Source organism: Mitsuokella multacida DSM 20544, from assembly GCF_000155955.1.
Taxonomy (GTDB): Bacteria; Bacillota; Negativicutes; order Selenomonadales; family Selenomonadaceae; genus Mitsuokella; species Mitsuokella multacida.
Map to the genome: position 1 here is coordinate 921239 of NZ_GG697141.2, position 15933 is coordinate 937171.

Here is a 15933-nt window from a genome sequence, read left to right on the forward strand (position 1 = left end):
CGCACACAAAAAATCCGCTCAATGTAGAGCGGATTTTTTGTGTGCGCATGATTTCACGATTCGAGCGGGCAGGAGTGCGTCTGGACATTCTGTCCGCGTTCTGCCGTGTGCTTGCCCTCAAAGAGCGCCTGGCTCACACGGCGCATGAGCTCTTCTTCCTCGGCAGCGGCGCTGAAGACGAGCTGCTTTTTCTCCGGCTGCACTTCGCCTTCGAGCGCCGTGATGGCAAGCTGCAGGCGGTGGTCCTTGTCCTTGCGGAAGGAGTAGTTCTGGCGCGTGGCCAGCCACTCCGTGATCATCTCGATGTTCTGGAAGGAAGCGTTCTTGTTGTAGTCCTTGTAGACGTCTGCGGCGATGGCAGCGGCACGCTTCTTGTCCTCGGAAGCACCGATGATGGAGAAGGCCTTCTGCTGGCCTTCCGTGACGAGTTTCGTGATGATGTAGAGCATGTGATCGTTCCTTTCTGTCGATGATGTTCTTATTATAGTACAGATATACGAAAAAAGCACTTGCCATAGCAAGTGCTTCTGATTTCAAATGGTGACCCAGGAGGGACTCGAACCCCCGACCCTTTGATTCGTAGTCAAATACTCTAATCCAGCTGAGCTACTGAGTCATGTTCTTGTTGGCGTTTATCGCTGTCAACGCATATTATAATAGCATCCTTTGCTGCCTATGTCAACACTTTTTTCGAAAAAAATCCGTCATAGCGAAACATGGCGAAATTCTTGGAGAAGGGGAGGCTGGATATAAAAAGATGAATTCTATTCATTTTTCTCTTTATAAAGTGCGCGTTTTCCTTTATAATAGAAGAGTCAATGATAAAGGGAATGAATTCTTATGGACTGGAGCGATGGACATGGAAGAGAAGATGGGGCGCAGAGAGCGAAAGAAACTGCTGTCGCGTAAGGCAATCCTGGATGCCGCCGTCCGCGAGTTCTCGCGCAAGGGCTTCAAGGAGACTTCTGTGGCCGATATCATGAATGCCGCAGACCTGGGCATCGGCACCTTCTACAACTACTTTGAGTCGAAGGAAGAGATCCTCATGTGCCTGCTCGGCCGTCTCGTGGACGAAGTCGATGAGGCGCTCGCGGGCATGCGTGCGGCCAAGCGGCCCTCGTACGAACTCCTAGAGGCGGGCAGCCGCATCACGGCGCGCTTCCTCGACGAGAACCGCTTCCTGCTGCCGCTGTTCCTCGCCGCGGCGGAGCATTCGGCAAAGCCGCAGGCCAAGATGCCCAAGGGCATGGTGACGCCGAGGTTCAAGCCAATCTTCGAGGATATCCTGCGCGAGGGGCAGCTCGCCGGGGAGATTCGCGACGATGTCTCGGCAGAGCTCATCGCCGAGATGTTCCACTCGATCTATCAGGCGGCGGCGTTCAGCAAGCTCTCCATTGGTTTTCAGGAGAATGTGGCACTCAAGACGCGCCTGCTGCTCGCGGGGATACGCAAGCAGTGACGATATGCCGCATGGTGAGATGATGTTGTTTATCGGATTTTAGGAGAAGTTTTATGATCAGTGTAACGAAACTCTTATTCGCACGGGACTACTTCGGTGACCGCCTGCGCTACACGAAGAATGCACACACGATGCGCAATGGCGCGGCGGAGGGCGTCGGCCCTGTCGTCGTCTGGAACTCGACGAAGACCTGCAACCTCAAGTGCATGCACTGCTACATGCAGTCGGATGCCAAGAAATACAAGGATGAGCTGACGACGGAAGAGGCCAAGAAGTTCATCGATGATCTCGCGGACTTCCATGTGCCGGTGCTGCTGTTCTCGGGCGGCGAGCCGCTGATCCGCCCGGATTTCTTCGAGCTCGCGGCTTACGCGCAGGAGAAAGGCGTGCGCCCGACGCTCTCGACGAACGGCACGCTGATCACGCGCGAGGTCGCCCAGCGCATCAAGGACATCGGCGTCGGCTATGTCGGCATCTCGCTCGACGGGCTCAAGGATGTCAACGACAAGTTCCGCGGTGTCGACGGCGCCTATGAGAAGGCCATGCAGGGCATCAAGAACTGCGTGGCCGTCGGCCAGCGCGTCGGCCTGCGCTTTACGATCAACCACCACAATATCCAGGAGCTCGACCGCATCTTCGACTTCATCGAGGCGGAGAACATCAACCGCGTCTGCTTCTACCATCTCGTCTACTCCGGCCGCGGCGAGCAGATGATGGACCAGGATGTCACGCCGGAGGAGTCGCGCCGCGCGATGGACACAATCATCCGCCGCACGAAGGACTTCGAGGAGCGCGGTCTCAAGAAGGAGATCCTGACGGTCGACAACCACTGCGATGGGCCGTACATGTACCTCAAGGCGCTCGAGGCGGGCGACCTCGAGACGGCAGCGCAGATCAAGAAGTACATCTCGATGAACGGCGGCAACCGCTCCGGCATCGCCTTCGGCGAGGTCGATCCTCTTGGCTACGTCCATCCGGACCAGTTCACGCAGCATCACACGTTCGGCAATGTGCGCGAGCGCAAGTTCGGCGACATCTGGCAGGATACCTCGAACCCCATCATGGCGGGCCTCAAGGACCGCAAGCCGCTCCTCAAGGGACGCTGCGCGAAGTGCAAGTGGCTCGACAACTGCAACGGCAACTTCCGCACGCGCGCTGAGGCGCGCACGGGCGACTTCTGGGAGTCGGACCCGAGCTGCTACCTAACGGATGAAGAGATTGGACTGACGGAGGAGAAGAAATGAAGATCATCTCGTGGAATACGACGAATGCCTGCAACATGTACTGTGCGCACTGCTACCGCGATGCCGGCTGCCGGGCAGAGGAGGAGCTCAACACGGAAGAGGGAAAGAAGCTCCTCTCGGAGATTGCCAAGGCCGGCTTCAAGATCATGATCTTCTCGGGCGGTGAGCCCCTGATGCGCCCGGACATCCTCGAGCTCGTCAAGTACGCCTCGGACCTGCATATGATCCCGGTCTTCGGCACGAACGGTACGCTGATCACGCTCGACATGGCGAAGAAACTCAAGGAAGCCGGTGCGCGCGCGATGGGCATCTCGCTCGACTCGCTCGACCCAAAGAAGCACGACAAGTTCCGCAGTTTCCCGGGTGGCTGGGAAGGCGCCGTGCAGGGCATGAAGAACTGTGCGGCCGTCGGCCTGCCGTTCCAGATCCACACGACGGTCATGGACTGGAACCAGAGTGAGCTCGAGGCTATGACGGACTTCGCCGTCGAGATCGGCGCGAAGGCGCATCACTTCTTCTTCCTCGTGCCGACGGGCCGTGCGAAGACCATCGAGGAGGAATCGCTGCGCGCCGAGCAGTATGAGGATGTGCTCACGCGCATCATGAAGAAGCAGCAGGAAGTCGACATCGAGCTCAAGCCGACCTGCGCGCCGCAGTTCTTGCGCATCGCCGATCAGCTCGGCTACAAGACGCGTTTCCACCGCGGCTGCCTCGCCGGCCTCTCGTATTGCATCATCAGCCCGCGCGGCAAGGTGCAGCCGTGCGCCTACCTCAACATGGAGCTCGGCGACGTACGCGAGACGCCGTTCGACGAGATCTGGGCTAAGAACGAAGTCCTTCAGAAGCTCCGCACGCTCGACTACAGCGGCGGCTGCGGCTCCTGCAACTACAAGGGCGCCTGCGGCGGCTGCCGCGCGCGCGCAGCCTACTACCACGGCGGCGACTACATGAGTGAAGAGCCTTGGTGCCTCTACCATGGCCGCCGCGGCGAATGAAGCAGCGCAATTTTGCAGCAAAAAAACGCGATCCGTTGGGACCGCGTTTTTTTATTGACCGATTTCTTTCTTGGCCACAGCCTTGACCCACTTCCAATGCCAGACGATGTGGAAGAGCAGGCCGACCATCATGATGTAGCCGCTGTAGGTGTGGATATTTGTGATGATGCCCTTGAGGGCGCGGCCGTCGCCGAAGCCGGCGAAGAGGTGGAAGTCGAGCACGATGCCCGTGACGATGCAGAGGAGCCCGCTGACGAACAGCAGCAGGTCCAGGTAAAAGTTCTTCTTCATGGTGATCCCTTCTTTCTGACTGGGTATCTCGATACTTCCAGTTTACGGGAGCTCGCTGAAAAATGCATGGTGAATCTATGAAAATTAAATTACATTTTCTTATCTTAGAGGGAGCGACTGCCCGCCGCTGCTGCCATAATGTGATTCTCAGGACGCTCTGCTACAATGAACGCCGTGTTACATCCACGAATTCTGAAAATAGGTGATGCTATGATACTTACGCAACTCACGGACCGCACGAAGATCCTCCTCACGATGATGATGTCGTCCTTCGTGACGCCATTCACGAGCAGTGCGCTGACGCTCTCGCTGCCGGACATCGGGCGGGATTACGGCGCCTCGGCCAACGAACTCGGCTGGGTGCTCGAGATCTTCCTGCTCGCCTCCATCGTCTTCCTGCTGCCGATGGGCAAGCTGGCAGACCGCTTCGGCAAGCGGCGCGTCTTCCTCTGGGGTACGGTCCTCTTCACGCTGTCGTCAGCGCTCTGCATCGTGACGCCGGACATGGGCTTCCTGCTCGCGGCGCGTGCGCTGCAGGGCGTGGCGGCGGCGATGCTCTACGCGACGAACATGTCGATTGTCGCGCTGAGCTTCCCGCCTGAGCAGCGCGGGCGCGCGCTCGGCTGGATGGTCTCGATGGTCTACGTGGGGCTTGCCTGCGGCCCGGTGCTCGGCGGCCTCCTGAACTACTATGCGGGCTGGCAGAGCATCTTCGTCTTCATAACGGCGGCCTGCCTGGCCTGTGTTGTCATGACGAAGCTCTACCTGCATCAGGAGTGGCGCGAAGAGGCGGTCAAGGGCGTCGATGGACGCGGCGCACTGCTCTACGGACTGGCCATGATTCTCGCGATGTTCGGTCTCTCAGAGCTCGCGGAGCTCGATTGGGGCTGGCTGGCACTAGTCCTCGGCCTCGTGCTGCTCATCGCCTTCGTCCGCCACGAGATGAAGGCGAAAGACCCCATCCTGTCCATCTACATACTCGTGGAGAACCGCGAGTTCTCGCTGTCGAACCTCACAGCCATGATCAACTACAGCGCGACGTTTGCCATCAGCTTCCTGATGTCCATCTACCTGCAGTCTGTGCTCGGCCTCTCCTCGCGCGAGGCAGGCCTCGTGATGCTGATCCAGCCCATCGTCATGGCCGTGCTCTCACCGACGGCTGGTAAGCTTTCTGACAGCCATTCGCCGACGCGCATCGTGACGGTTGGCATGGCCATCACGGCCCTTGGCATCCTCGGGCTCGTCGCAGTCGTCCACCTTGAATCGCTCTGGCTTGTCGTGCCCGTCGTCGTCATCATCGGCATCGGCTTTGCTCTGTTTGCAGCGCCGAACAACAATGCCATCATGGGCGCGGTGCCGAAGCGGTACTACAGCCTCGCGACGTCGATGATCGGCACCGTGCGCCTCGTCGGACAGGTCATCTCGGTGGCCATCGTGACGATGGTCTTGTCACTGGACTGGAACTGGCTGCCTCAGCTAGAGGGGCTCGTGCGCAACATCGAGATCTCGTTCATCGTCTTCACGCTTCTCTGCCTCATCGGCATCCTGCCGTCCGTCGCGCGTGGGACAGAGCAATAAAAATGACGCCTCCTTCATTATCTGAGGGAGGCGCCATTTTTTGTGCGTTCAGGCTGAGTAGGCGTCGCGGCCGGCGACAATCGTGCGCTGGATCTTTAGCGCATCATCGAAGATCGTGATGTCGGCGTTCTTGCCGGCGCTCAGCGAGCCGAGCTCGCCGTAGAGGCCAAGCTCTTTAGCTGGTGTCTTGGTGACGGCGGTGACGACCTCCTCGATTGGCGCGCCGGTGTTCTCGCGGAAGATGCGCAGGCCGTCGTTCATGCAGAGCACGCTGCCGGCAATCGTGCCATCCTCGAGCGTCGCGAGCGTGCCTTTGACGAAGACCTTCTGGCCGCCGAGCTCGGAGGGGCCGTCGCCGAGGCCGCAGGCGCGCAGGGAGTCGGTGATGAGGATCAGGTGGTCCTTCTTGAGCCGGTAGACGATGCGCTGGGCCGCCGGATGGATGTGGACGTTGTCGACGATGAGCTCGCAGTTGGCATCCGTGTCGAGCGCTGCGCCGACGACGCCGGGGTGGCGCTGGTGCAGTCCCGTCATGGCGTTGAAGAGATGCGTGATGTGCTTGGCACCGTACTCCTCGATGGCCTGGCGTGCCGTAGCGTAGTCGGCCGCTGTGTGGCCGAGCGAGACGACGATGCCGTGCGCGTGGCAGTCGGCGATGAACTGGCCGCCATCATGCAGCTCTTCCGGCGCGACGGTGATGATCTTGACGATGTCCTGATACGGCGCAATCTTCGCGAAATCTGCCTTGGCGATGTTCTTCTCGGCTTGTGCGCCCTTCTTGGCAGGGCTGATGAACGGCCCTTCCATATGGCAGCCGAGCACGCGGGCGCCTTCCTCGCGCGCCATGGCCTCGCGCACGTGGCGGAAGGCACGGCCTAGCGTCGGGAAGTCGTACGTCATGGTCGTGGGCAGGAAGGCGGTCACGCCTGTCCTTGCTTGGAACAGCTGCATCTTGCGGATGGCCTCCGGGTCATCGTCCATCGTGTCGGCGCCGACGCAGCCGTGGATGTGGACGTTGAGGAAGCCCGGCGAGACATAGGCCCCGCGCGCATCGATGCACGCTTCGAGCTCCTCGCGCTCGGCCGCCGAGACGGTGGCGGCGGAGCGGATAGCCCGTATCTTCTCGTCGAAGAAGAGCGCGAGCCCTCCCTCGACCGTAAAGCGCCCCGTCTCGTCGGGGATGATGAATCTGCCGTTGATGATTGCCTTCATGGATACTCTCCTAACTTAGCTCACTATGCTCAAAATCGTTTCCATTATACACCCTCACCCAATCTTCGGGAAGGAATTGAAAAGAACGGTCGGTTCCTGTTATAATGGGGGTGATTTTATGGTATTGTATGGCCGCTGCGGGCGGCGTTTTGAGATTTTGAGATTGTGAGGGACCGTATGATCAAGATCATTTTTTCGGATATGGATGGGACGCTGCTCGACGAGCACGGCAATGTGCCAGAGGGCTTCGACGAGATCATTGCGGAGCTCGAGAAGCGCGGCGTGATGTTTGCGCCGGCTTCCGGGCGGCAGTACTATTCGCTCGAGGACAGCTTCATGAAGTACAAAGACCGCTTCCTGTTCCTCGCGGAGAACGGCACGGTCGTCATGTACAAGGGAGAGAAGATCTTCACGTGCCCGATGAACAAGCAGCTCGCGCAGCAGGTCCTCAAGGCAGCAGAGCCGCTCGAGAACGTCTACAGCGTCTTCTGCGGCACGAAGAACGGCTATGTGCTCAAGCACCAGTACACCGAGGAATTCCTCGCGGAGCTCCACAAGTACTACACGCACTCGGCGCCCATCCCGTCGTTCATCGATGTTCCCGATGAACCGGTCAAGGTGTCGTTCTTCGACCCGACGGGCCATGCCGAGGAGACGATCTACCCGACGATGCGCCAGTTCGAGCACTGCCTGCAGGTCGTGCTGGCCAGCGACTACTGGGTCGACATCATGAATCCCGGCATCAACAAGGGTGTCGCTGTCCAGGAGGTGCAGAAGCGCTTCGGCATACGGCCGGAGGAATGTGCGGCCTTCGGCGACTACATGAATGATGCGGAGATGATGCAGTCGGTCTACTACAGCTTCGCCATGGCGAATGCCTATCCGGAAATCAAGAAGCTCGCCCGTTTCCAGACGGAGAGCAATGTCGATCACGGCGTTCTGCGCGGCATCGAGCGCCTGATAAAGGAAGGACTGATTTAAATGCGCATGGACTATCACATGCATTTCGAGAAGGGTTCCTACGATGAGGCATGGGTCGAGGGCTTCTTCGAGGCGGCGAAGAAGCGCGGCCTTGCGGAGATCGGCATCTCCGAGCATTCGCACACCTTTCCGGAGTTCAAGGACCTCTACTACGAAGACCTCGTGCTCGATGACTCGTTCATCGGCAAGTTCCAGCAGCAGTGGCTCAAGACGAACAAGTTCAAGTACACGCTCGACGAGTACTTCGCCTTCATGCACAAGCTCCAGCAGAAGCACCAGGTCAAGATCGGCATCGAGGTCTGCAACTTCCAGGACCAGGCAAAGGTCCGGGACATCCTCAAGGACTATGACTTCGACTACATCATCGGCTCGGTGCACTTCTTGCACGGCTGGGCCTATGACTCGTCGGAAATCAAGGCGGAGTGGCAGAAGCATCCGCTCGAGGACATCTACGAGTGGTACACGGAGGAAGTCGAGAAGCTCGCAGACTCGGGCCTCTACGATGTGCTTGGACATCCGTTCAACATCCGCCTGTTCCGCTACCTGCCGGATTTCGATGTGACGCCGTACCTCACGCGCGTGGCGAAGGCACTCAAGAAGGCCAACATGGTCATCGACGTCAACACGGGCACGTATTACCGCTATCCCATCCATGAGATCTCGCCGTACCCGGATTTCATGGAGATTGCGGCAAAATACGACCTGCCCATCATCACGACCTCTGATGCGCACAGGCCGGAGGATTGCGGCAACTACAACCAGATGGCGGTCGACTACGCCAAGCGCTTCGGCTACGAGGGCAGCATCCGCTTTGACAAGCGCAAGAGGACTCTTGTTCCGTTCGATTTGAAATGAATTTCGCATATTGTATCATAATCATTATTGCTTTTTGCTTGACGAATGGAACCGGTAACGTTATAATAAACAAGAACCGAGAAAAACAACTCCGCTCGAGGAAAGTCATCTGATTAGCAAGATGGTGGCACAGACTGATGAGCCACATGCGAGTTCTTCTTGAGAGCCATCACATGTAGGGAAGTTTGTCTTGTGGTCTGGATGATTGACAGAAGTGAGTCGTGGGTGTTTGTTACCATTACTTTTTTGTTATTCATGCAGTTTCAAGGAGAGATTATCGTGAAAGTACAGATTTATTCGCAGTGGATGGAAGAAGTTTATGTACCGGTCCGCGTGAGACAGTTCGCTAAGGCCGCGAAGCTCATGGGCAAGAGCTTTGAAGAGTACGCTGCGGCATCGGATGTGAAAGCCGATGGGGCCGATGAGCGCCAGCTCGTCGCGACCTGGATCAACAAGCGCTCGGCAGCAGTCGCTTCCGAGGGCGTTGCCTGAGACCGTTCAATAACACAAAAAAGACTCGCCGTCTGACGAGTCTTTTTTTTGTGTCTTGAGCTTGTGAACCGTTTCAGTGGAGCTTCTTCGGGTCCTGCGGGACGTGTGGTGCATGCGGGATGGAGAGCGCGACGTGCTGGACGGCCGCGGCTTCTTTGCGCATCATCGCGGGCGATTTCTGGGTCCAGATGCGCTGGACTTTCTTGCGGAAGCCCTCGTCGGAGAATGGCTTTCTCTTCTGGGCGGCGACGTGCTTCTTGATGACGGCCTGGCATTTGTCCGAGAGCTCGATGTCGCGCTGGGCGAGCAGGATCTGCAGCGTCGTGTCGACGAGATAGAGGTGCATGGTCCTATCTTGCAAGCTCTTCTCGGTCGGCAGCAGCTCAGTCTTCAGGTTGTGCAGGGAGAGTGGCGCGTCGCCCCAGCCTTCCTTGAAGATGCCGTCGATCTGGTAGAGCAGGAAGAGCAGGCCGTCCTGCTCGTAGAAGGCGAATTCCATCTCGCCCGTGCGGAAGGCCTCGCGCGCGATGACATCGGTGCGCGAGAGCTGCAGGATGAACATCGCGCCATTGGCGTCGACCTGGAACATGGCACCGTCGGCCTGTGTGGCAATCGGCAGCGGGAATTTCTGGCCGACTTCAAAATTCGTGTACTCACTCATATCTATACCTCTCTTCTTCTGGCGTGTCTTGGTTCTATTCTATCACATTCTGCAGCGGGGGAGAATCCCACAGCATGGTTGTGCTATACTTAGGGAAAAGGGGGAATGGCCATGAGCCTCAATGATACACCGCGCGCGATGCGCCTTCACATCGGCCTGTTCGGCCGCCGCAACAGCGGCAAATCGTCTCTTGTAAACGCCCTGACGGGGCAGCACGTCGCGACGGTCTCGTCGGTGCCGGGCACGACAACGGACCCGGTCTACAAAGCCATGGAGATCCACGGCATCGGCCCCGTCGTCTTCATCGACACGGCCGGCTTCGATGACAGCGGCAGCCTCGGGGCGCTGCGCGTCGAGCGCACGCGCGATGCGGCAAAGGAGACCGACATCGCGCTAGTGCTGTTCTCATGCATGCCGGACGAGCGTGCGGGAGTGGGAAATGAGGACGCTTTCGACTGGCTCGAGCGGCTGCATCAGTGCAGCATTCCCGTCATTCCCGTCATCAGCCGCATCGACGAGGGCGGCGGGGCCGATGCGCTTGCCGAGGCCATCGAGACAAAGACCGGCGTGCGGCCTGTGTGCGTCAGCGCTGTGACGGGAGCGGGTATCGAGTCACTGCGCACGGAGATCGCGCGAAGGCTGCCTGAGGACTACCGGGCGCGCAGCATCACGGCGGAGGTCTGCGCGAGCGGGGAGACGGTCCTGCTCGTCATGCCGCAGGACATCCAGGCGCCGAAGGGCCGCCTGATCCTGCCACAGGTCCAGACGCTGCGCGAGCTGCTCGACCGCAAGTGCCTCGTCTCGTGCTGCACGACGGACTGCCTGCCCGCGATGCTGCAGTCGCTTGCCAAGGCGCCGGACCTCGTCATCACGGATTCGCAGGCCTTCCGCACGGTCCACGCGCAGCTGCCCATTGGCAGCCGGTTGACCTCGTTCTCGGTGCTGTTTGCAGCCTACAAGGGTGATGCGCCGTTCTTCGCGGAGTCAGCCCGCAAGATTGCCGCACTTCCAAGAGACGCGCATATCCTGATCGCCGAGGCCTGCACCCATAAGCCCCTGCGCGATGACATCGGGCGCGTCAAGCTGCCGCGCCTGCTCAAGAAGAAGCTTGGCGAGGGGATTGCTGTGACGGTGACAGCGGGCCATGATTTCCCTGAAGACCTCGCGCCTTACGACCTCGTCATCCACTGCGGCGCCTGCATGTTCAACCGCGCCTATGTCATGAGCCGCGTCGCCGCCTGCCGGCGCGCGCACGTGCCGATGACGAACTACGGCATGGCAATCGCCGCGCTCTTAGGCATCCTCGACGATGTCGTGATACCGGGCGTGGACTGACACTGGCCTTCCTTGCTGTATCCAGATGGATACGATACAATGGAATAGAAATACCATACAAATCATCAATCCAAACAGAGGTGAACGACATGAAACACGCATCCTGCACCATGGCGAGCCTGCTCCTGCTGCTCGTCTGCTTCCTGTTCATGCCGCTCGGCATTGCGCGGGCGGATGGCTGGTACTGGCTGTCATCGGACAGCAAGTACAGCAAGTATTTCGAACCATCTTCCGTCCATGTCTCGCACAGCACTGAGACGAGCCACGGCTCAGTCGCGACGGAGATCAAGGCCTGGACGAAGACCTCGTACAGCTACGAGGGCGCTAAGGAAACGCTCGATAATTATGGCCTGAGTGGACTGATCCCAGACCCGTCTCAGCTGGCCTACAGCCTGGCGGAAGTCTCCATCAACCCGCAGAACCGCACGATCCAGTACACGAAAGAGGACTTCTACAATCCGCAGGGCGAGGTCATCTGGTCGAAGACGGACGGCCGTGTGAAGGAGGTCACGAGCCAGCAGTTCGATGAGGCGTTCTACGATGCCATCGTCGATTCGGTCTTCGGCGCCGGCGAGCTGGAGCGGGCCAGCGCGAAGGACCGCTGGATCACGCTCTACTCGCATGCGGATGTCGACGGCACGCAGCTGCATGTGACGGCCGACACGACGACGATGCGCATGAAGGGCGACAATATGATCTTCTGGCAGTGGGCTGAGCATAAGGACGCCGACGGCAATGTCATGAGGATTACCTTCGTGAAGCGGACAGTCAACCTCCCACAGGGGACGGAACGCCTGATCCGCGCGGAGACCTGGACACCGAGTGAAGGATGGCAGACGGTGGAGAGCGGCCTCGATGGTGCTTACCACATGATTGCAGCCGACTCGCCGGCATATCAGGGCGTCCTGCAGCTACGCGCCTATGCAAAGGCAAATTCCAGCTGGGTCCATCGCTACAGTATCTGGTGACTTGGTGAACGTGAATCGATTGGGCAGACCTCCTTTTTCGAGGGGTCTGCCTTTTTGTATACAGCCCGTGGTATGTGGTATAATAAAAAATATTGCATCTGTTTATGTTTTACTGTCCGTGGCATGTGGAAGGAAGTGTTTTCATGCCAATCAAGATACCGAATAATCTGCCGGCCGCTCATATCCTCGAGGGAGAGAATATCTTCGTCATGGATTCCGACCGTGCTTACAGCCAGGATATCCGCCCGCTCAAGATCCTCATCCTGAACCTCATGCCGATCAAGTACATCACCGAGACGCAGCTCCTGCGCCTGCTCGGCAATACGCCTCTGCAGATCGAGGTCGACTTCATCTACACGGAGTCGTACACGCCGAGCCACACGCCGCAGGAGTACCTGACGGAGTTCTACGGCACGTTCGCTGAAGTCCGCCACAAGAAGTACGATGGCATGATCATCACGGGTGCGCCGGTCGAGATGATGCCATTCGAGGAGGTCGCCTACTGGGATGAGATCTCGGAAATCATGGAGTGGAGCAAGACGCACGTCTACTCGACGTTCCACATCTGCTGGGGCGCGCAGGCCGGCCTCTACTACCACTACGGCATCCCGAAGTATCAGGTGCCGGAGAAGATCTTCGGCGTCTACAAGCACCACCTTTGCGTCGAGCACGAGAAGCTCTTCCGCGGCTTCGACGACGAGTTCTATGTGCCGCATTCGCGCCATACGGAGAATCACCGCGAGGACATCGAGAAGGTGCCGGAGCTCACGATCCTCGCAGAGGCGGAGGGCGATGCCGGCGTCTACGCCATCGCCAACCTCAAGAAGCGCCAATTTTTCATCACGGGCCATGCGGAGTACGACCCGCTGACGCTCAAGCAGGAGTACGACCGCGACGAGAAGGCCGGCATGAACCCGAAGATCCCGCAGAACTACTACCCTGACGATGACCCGACCAAGAAGCCCGTCGTGCGCTGGCGCAGTGTGGCGCATCTGCTGTTCGCCAACTGGCTCAACTACTACGTCTACCAGGAGACGCCGTACGTCCTCGATGAGCTCTACAAGGAAGAGGACGATTGAGGGTGCTTCACTAAACTTTCAGCCGACAGTCCTATACTGATACTATCACGATACAGGAGGAACCGTTATGAACAAGATCAAGAACGCTTGCCTCGGCCTGATGGTTGCTGCCGCTCTCTTCACGGCAGCACCGGCCTGTGAGGCAGCCAGCATAGATGTACCGGAGAATATCTTCCAGTGGGTGCAGTCGACTGCACGGCAGAATTATTACTTCAATAAAGAGCAGATGTGCTATGCGGTCAAGCCGAACGGTGAGATAGACCTCGGCATGCTGATCGTGCCGACACTGCGCACGTTCGACGATGTCCAGAAGCAGGATGTCGTCGACAAGCGTCGCTGGAACATGCAGTCCGTCAAGGGCTACGATGACCTCGTGGGCTCGGCGGAGTACCTCGCCATCGACCTGCGCAACCGCACAGTCAAGGTCACGCAGCACGATGACCTCGACAGCACGTGGTCCACGCTGGGCACGTACGGCGAAGAGCCGGATTTCGACCTGAAGAAATCGTCGGGCAAGGACGTCGAGTCGAAGTTCTACAACGCCATCCTGCAGTATGCAGCCAAGCATCAGGATGAGCTCATCGCGCGCACGAAGGGCAAGCTCAGCGCCGCTGATGCTAAGATACTCAAGACTAAGAAAGATCCGCTGTTCCAGCCAGTCGTCACGCCGTACTCGGCTCCTGGCAACGTGGCGAAGTGATGAGGGAGTAGATGGGGGGATGCATCGTGGGCAGTCTTGAGGCGCGCGTGCGGCAGGCAGAAGAGCAGCACAGGCTGCCGCGCGAGGCCATCACAGCGCTTCTGGCGGCGCCGGAGGCGGAGAAGAGCCTCGCCGCGGCGGCCGACCGCGTGCGCCGGGCCTTTGTCGGCGATGGCGTGCACCTGCGCGGCCTCATCGAGTTCTCGAACATTTGCCGGCAGGACTGCATGTACTGTGGACTGCGGCGCGAGAACGGCAAGGTCAAGCGCTACCGCCTCAGCGCGGATACCATCGTGGAACTCGCGCGCAAGGCGAAGGGCTATGGCTACCAGACCGTCGTCCTGCAGTCCGGCGAGGATATCTACTTCACGGCGGAACGTCTCGCCGCCATCGTCCGACGCATCAAGGCGCTCGACCTCGCGGTGACGCTTTCGGTCGGGGAGCGGAGCTATGAGGAGTATGCGCTCTGGCGCGCTGCCGGCGCGGATCGCTACCTGCTGCGCATCGAGACGACGGACGAGGTGGTTTACGAGCGCTGGGACCCGGGCATGGCCTACGCGAACCGCGTGCGCTGCCTGCGCGACCTGCGCGCACTCGGCTACGAGGTTGGCACGGGGACGCTCGTGGGTCTGCCAGGCCAGAGCCTCGCCTCAATTGCGGATGACATCCTCTTCTACCAGCGGATCGATGCGGACATGGTCGGCATCGGCCCGTTGATACCGAACCCCGACACGCCGCTCGGCAAGGCCGCGCCGGGGGACTTCCACCTGACGCGCCGCATGGTCTCTCTGCTGCGCCTGCTGCTGCCGGAGGCCAACATCCCCGCGACGACGGCCATGGAGACGATGGTGCCGCACGGCCGCGAGCTCATCCTCGCCTCCGGGGCAAATGTCGTCATGCCGAACGTCACGGAGGGCGACCCGCGCCGCAACTATGCCCTGTACCCCGGCAAGGTCTGCGTGGCGGACACGCCGGCTGCTTGCCGCAGCTGCATGAGCGGCCGCATCCGGGCGATGGGCCGCTTCGTCGCGAAGGACAAGGGCTTTCGCCATCATCGTCAGCACGGCGGGTGAGGCGTGGCAGAGGAATCACCAGGAAGCGAAAGGAGAGCTGCTATGAACGCATATGCTGTCATAGACATCGGCGGCACGGCCATCAAGTACGGCTGTGCGACAGAGGAAGGCCGGTTCCTCGAGAAAGCCTCCTGCCCGACTCAGGCAAGGGAAGGCGGCATCCCTGAGAAAGTCATCGCGATCGTGCAGGACATGGCCAGCCGCCATGCACTCGTGGGCGTGGCCATCGATACAGCCGGCATCGTGCGCCCCGGCGAGGATGGTGAGATCGTCTTTGCCGGCGAGGCGACGTTTCCCGGCTACAGCGGCACGAAACTCGGGCGCCTCGTGCGCGAGGCGGTACATCTGCCCGTGCTCGTCGAGAATGACGTCAATGCCGCTGCGCTCGGCGAGGCGTGGCTCGGTGCGGCGCGCGGCGCCTCATCGGCCTTCATGATCACGGTGGGCACGAACCTCGGCGGTTGCTTTGTGCAGCAGGGGCGTGTCTGGCATGGCGCGAGTTTCAGCGCCGGCGAGATCGGTTACCTGCGCCTGCACAACGAGAAGCGCATTCTCGAGGACGTCGCCTCGACGCGCGCGATGATCCGCGAGGCCGCCTTCTCGCACAACATGAGCCCCTCTGAGATTACCGGCGAGATGGTCTTTGATTGGGCGCGCGAGGGCGATGAGGAGGCCATGGCTTCCATCGAGGAGCTCGCTTGTAATCTCGGCGAAGGCCTTGCGGCCGTCTGCTGCCTGCTCAATCCAGAGGTCATCGTGCTTGGCGGCGGCGTCATGGCACAGCACGAGATTCTCGGTCCTTTGCTCGAGAAACGGCTCGAGCAACTCGTCATGCCAGCCATGCGTGCGAAGACGCGCCTCGCTTTTGCCGCACTCGGCAACGATGCGGGGATGCTCGGCGCGCTCTGTGCGCTGCTGGAGCAGGAAAAAAATAAATAAAAACAAGGCCATCTGCACGCGGCCGCGTGCAGATGGCCTTGTTTTTTCTGTGAGGTTGTGCATGATGGGAT

General features: G+C 59.6%; 17 protein-coding genes and 1 tRNA gene. 13 read left to right on the top strand and 5 right to left on the bottom strand.

Annotation, left to right across the window (positions count from 1 at the left end):
- Positions 1-53: 53 nt before the first annotated feature.
- Both MITSMUL_RS04330 and MITSMUL_RS04335 read right to left on the bottom strand, forming a co-directional pair.
- On the bottom strand, positions 54-449 hold the full coding sequence (locus MITSMUL_RS04330) for a hypothetical protein (RefSeq protein WP_005840274.1): 396 nt from the start codon (positions 447-449) through the stop codon (positions 54-56).
- Between the two features lie 89 nt (positions 450-538).
- Positions 539-616 (bottom strand) — tRNA-Arg (locus MITSMUL_RS04335).
- Between the two features lie 243 nt (positions 617-859).
- Here MITSMUL_RS04335 and MITSMUL_RS04340 point away from each other — a divergent pair.
- From MITSMUL_RS04340 to nirJ2, 3 genes are read left to right on the top strand one after another with little or no spacing between them, the layout of a single operon-like run.
- On the top strand, positions 860-1459 hold the full coding sequence (locus MITSMUL_RS04340; RefSeq protein ID WP_040635890.1) for a TetR/AcrR family transcriptional regulator: 600 nt from the start codon (positions 860-862) through the stop codon (positions 1457-1459).
- A 53-nt stretch (positions 1460-1512) separates the two neighbouring features.
- Positions 1513-2703, top strand: coding sequence for a putative heme d1 biosynthesis radical SAM protein NirJ1 (nirJ1, locus tag MITSMUL_RS04345; protein WP_005840278.1), 1191 nt, complete (start codon positions 1513-1515; stop codon positions 2701-2703).
- Positions 2700-3698: a putative heme d1 biosynthesis radical SAM protein NirJ2 gene (gene nirJ2, locus MITSMUL_RS04350; protein ID WP_005840279.1), complete on the top strand. Its 999-nt coding sequence runs from the start codon at positions 2700-2702 to the stop codon at positions 3696-3698. The genes nirJ1 and nirJ2 overlap by 4 nt, the downstream gene beginning before the upstream one ends.
- A 51-nt stretch (positions 3699-3749) precedes the next feature.
- On the opposite strand, the gene MITSMUL_RS04355 is transcribed toward nirJ2, so the two are convergent.
- A complete protein-coding gene (locus MITSMUL_RS04355) occupies positions 3750-3989 on the bottom strand; it encodes a DUF4405 domain-containing protein (protein ID WP_005840281.1) in 240 nt (79 codons plus the stop codon).
- Positions 3990-4199: 210 nt separating this feature from the next.
- Between MITSMUL_RS04355 and MITSMUL_RS04360 the strand changes: the two genes are divergently transcribed.
- Positions 4200-5567: an MFS transporter gene (locus MITSMUL_RS04360; protein ID WP_040635454.1), complete on the top strand. Its 1368-nt coding sequence runs from the start codon at positions 4200-4202 to the stop codon at positions 5565-5567.
- Between the two features lie 48 nt (positions 5568-5615).
- Here the strand turns inward: MITSMUL_RS04360 and nagA are convergent, their stop codons facing one another.
- Positions 5616-6779, bottom strand: coding sequence for an N-acetylglucosamine-6-phosphate deacetylase (nagA, locus tag MITSMUL_RS04365; RefSeq protein WP_005840287.1), 1164 nt, complete (start codon positions 6777-6779; stop codon positions 5616-5618).
- 177 nt (positions 6780-6956) lie between these two features.
- On the opposite strand from nagA, the gene MITSMUL_RS04370 reads away from it, so the two are divergent.
- The 3 genes from MITSMUL_RS04370 (at position 6957) to MITSMUL_RS04380 (ending at position 9107) form a co-directional block, all read left to right on the top strand.
- Complete coding sequence (locus MITSMUL_RS04370) at positions 6957-7760, top strand: HAD family hydrolase (protein WP_005840291.1); 804 nt, start codon at positions 6957-6959, stop codon at positions 7758-7760.
- Positions 7761-8615, top strand: coding sequence for a histidinol-phosphatase (locus MITSMUL_RS04375; RefSeq protein ID WP_005840292.1), 855 nt, complete (start codon positions 7761-7763; stop codon positions 8613-8615).
- A gap of 279 nt (positions 8616-8894) precedes the next feature.
- Entirely contained in the window at positions 8895-9107 is a 213-nt protein-coding gene (locus MITSMUL_RS04380) for a hypothetical protein (protein ID WP_040635891.1), read from the top strand.
- 73 nt (positions 9108-9180) lie between these two features.
- Here MITSMUL_RS04380 and MITSMUL_RS04385 read toward each other — a convergent pair whose 3' ends face one another.
- Positions 9181-9768, bottom strand: coding sequence for a hypothetical protein (locus MITSMUL_RS04385; RefSeq protein WP_005840294.1), 588 nt, complete (start codon positions 9766-9768; stop codon positions 9181-9183).
- A gap of 111 nt (positions 9769-9879) precedes the next feature.
- Here MITSMUL_RS04385 and hydF point away from each other — a divergent pair, with 111 nt between their 5' ends.
- The 6 genes from hydF (at position 9880) to MITSMUL_RS04415 (ending at position 15862) form a co-directional block, all read left to right on the top strand.
- Complete coding sequence (hydF, locus tag MITSMUL_RS04390) at positions 9880-11103, top strand: [FeFe] hydrogenase H-cluster maturation GTPase HydF (protein WP_040635892.1); 1224 nt, start codon at positions 9880-9882, stop codon at positions 11101-11103.
- Positions 11104-11192: 89 nt separating this feature from the next.
- Positions 11193-12071: a hypothetical protein gene (locus tag MITSMUL_RS04395; RefSeq protein WP_147653089.1), complete on the top strand. Its 879-nt coding sequence runs from the start codon at positions 11193-11195 to the stop codon at positions 12069-12071.
- Between the two features lie 143 nt (positions 12072-12214).
- Complete coding sequence (gene metA, locus MITSMUL_RS04400; RefSeq protein ID WP_005840299.1) at positions 12215-13150, top strand: homoserine O-acetyltransferase MetA; 936 nt, start codon at positions 12215-12217, stop codon at positions 13148-13150.
- A gap of 67 nt (positions 13151-13217) precedes the next feature.
- Positions 13218-13850 (top strand): hypothetical protein, encoded by a 633-nt coding sequence (locus MITSMUL_RS04405; protein WP_005840301.1) that lies wholly within the window; start codon positions 13218-13220, stop codon positions 13848-13850.
- Positions 13851-13861: 11 nt separating this feature from the next.
- Positions 13862-14923 carry a [FeFe] hydrogenase H-cluster radical SAM maturase HydE gene (gene hydE / locus MITSMUL_RS04410; RefSeq protein ID WP_005840303.1) on the top strand — a complete coding sequence of 354 codons (1062 nt, stop codon included), beginning with the start codon at positions 13862-13864 and terminating at the stop codon, positions 14921-14923.
- A gap of 42 nt (positions 14924-14965) precedes the next feature.
- Entirely contained in the window at positions 14966-15862 is an 897-nt protein-coding gene (locus MITSMUL_RS04415; protein WP_005840305.1) for an ROK family protein, read from the top strand.
- Positions 15863-15933: the final 71 nt, after the last annotated feature.

Excerpts from the sequence above, each read along its gene's own strand:
- MITSMUL_RS04330 (WP_005840274.1), bottom strand. The coding sequence starts at position 449 with ATGCTCTACATCATCACGAAACTCGTCACGGAAGGCCAGCAGAAGGCC.
- MITSMUL_RS04340 (WP_040635890.1), top strand. The coding sequence starts at position 860 with ATGGAAGAGAAGATGGGGCGCAGAGAGCGAAAGAAACTGCTGTCGCGT.
- nirJ1 (WP_005840278.1), top strand. The coding sequence starts at position 1,513 with ATGATCAGTGTAACGAAACTCTTATTCGCACGGGACTACTTCGGTGAC.
- nirJ2 (WP_005840279.1), top strand. The coding sequence starts at position 2,700 with ATGAAGATCATCTCGTGGAATACGACGAATGCCTGCAACATGTACTGT.
- MITSMUL_RS04355 (WP_005840281.1), bottom strand. The coding sequence starts at position 3,989 with ATGAAGAAGAACTTTTACCTGGACCTGCTGCTGTTCGTCAGCGGGCTC.
- MITSMUL_RS04360 (WP_040635454.1), top strand. The coding sequence starts at position 4,200 with ATGATACTTACGCAACTCACGGACCGCACGAAGATCCTCCTCACGATG.
- nagA (WP_005840287.1), bottom strand. The coding sequence starts at position 6,779 with ATGAAGGCAATCATCAACGGCAGATTCATCATCCCCGACGAGACGGGG.
- MITSMUL_RS04370 (WP_005840291.1), top strand. The coding sequence starts at position 6,957 with ATGATCAAGATCATTTTTTCGGATATGGATGGGACGCTGCTCGACGAG.
- MITSMUL_RS04375 (WP_005840292.1), top strand. The coding sequence starts at position 7,761 with ATGCGCATGGACTATCACATGCATTTCGAGAAGGGTTCCTACGATGAG.
- MITSMUL_RS04385 (WP_005840294.1), bottom strand. The coding sequence starts at position 9,768 with ATGAGTGAGTACACGAATTTTGAAGTCGGCCAGAAATTCCCGCTGCCG.
- hydF (WP_040635892.1), top strand. The coding sequence starts at position 9,880 with ATGAGCCTCAATGATACACCGCGCGCGATGCGCCTTCACATCGGCCTG.
- MITSMUL_RS04395 (WP_147653089.1), top strand. The coding sequence starts at position 11,193 with ATGAAACACGCATCCTGCACCATGGCGAGCCTGCTCCTGCTGCTCGTC.
- metA (WP_005840299.1), top strand. The coding sequence starts at position 12,215 with ATGCCAATCAAGATACCGAATAATCTGCCGGCCGCTCATATCCTCGAG.
- MITSMUL_RS04405 (WP_005840301.1), top strand. The coding sequence starts at position 13,218 with ATGAACAAGATCAAGAACGCTTGCCTCGGCCTGATGGTTGCTGCCGCT.
- hydE (WP_005840303.1), top strand. The coding sequence starts at position 13,862 with ATGGGGGGATGCATCGTGGGCAGTCTTGAGGCGCGCGTGCGGCAGGCA.
- MITSMUL_RS04415 (WP_005840305.1), top strand. The coding sequence starts at position 14,966 with ATGAACGCATATGCTGTCATAGACATCGGCGGCACGGCCATCAAGTAC.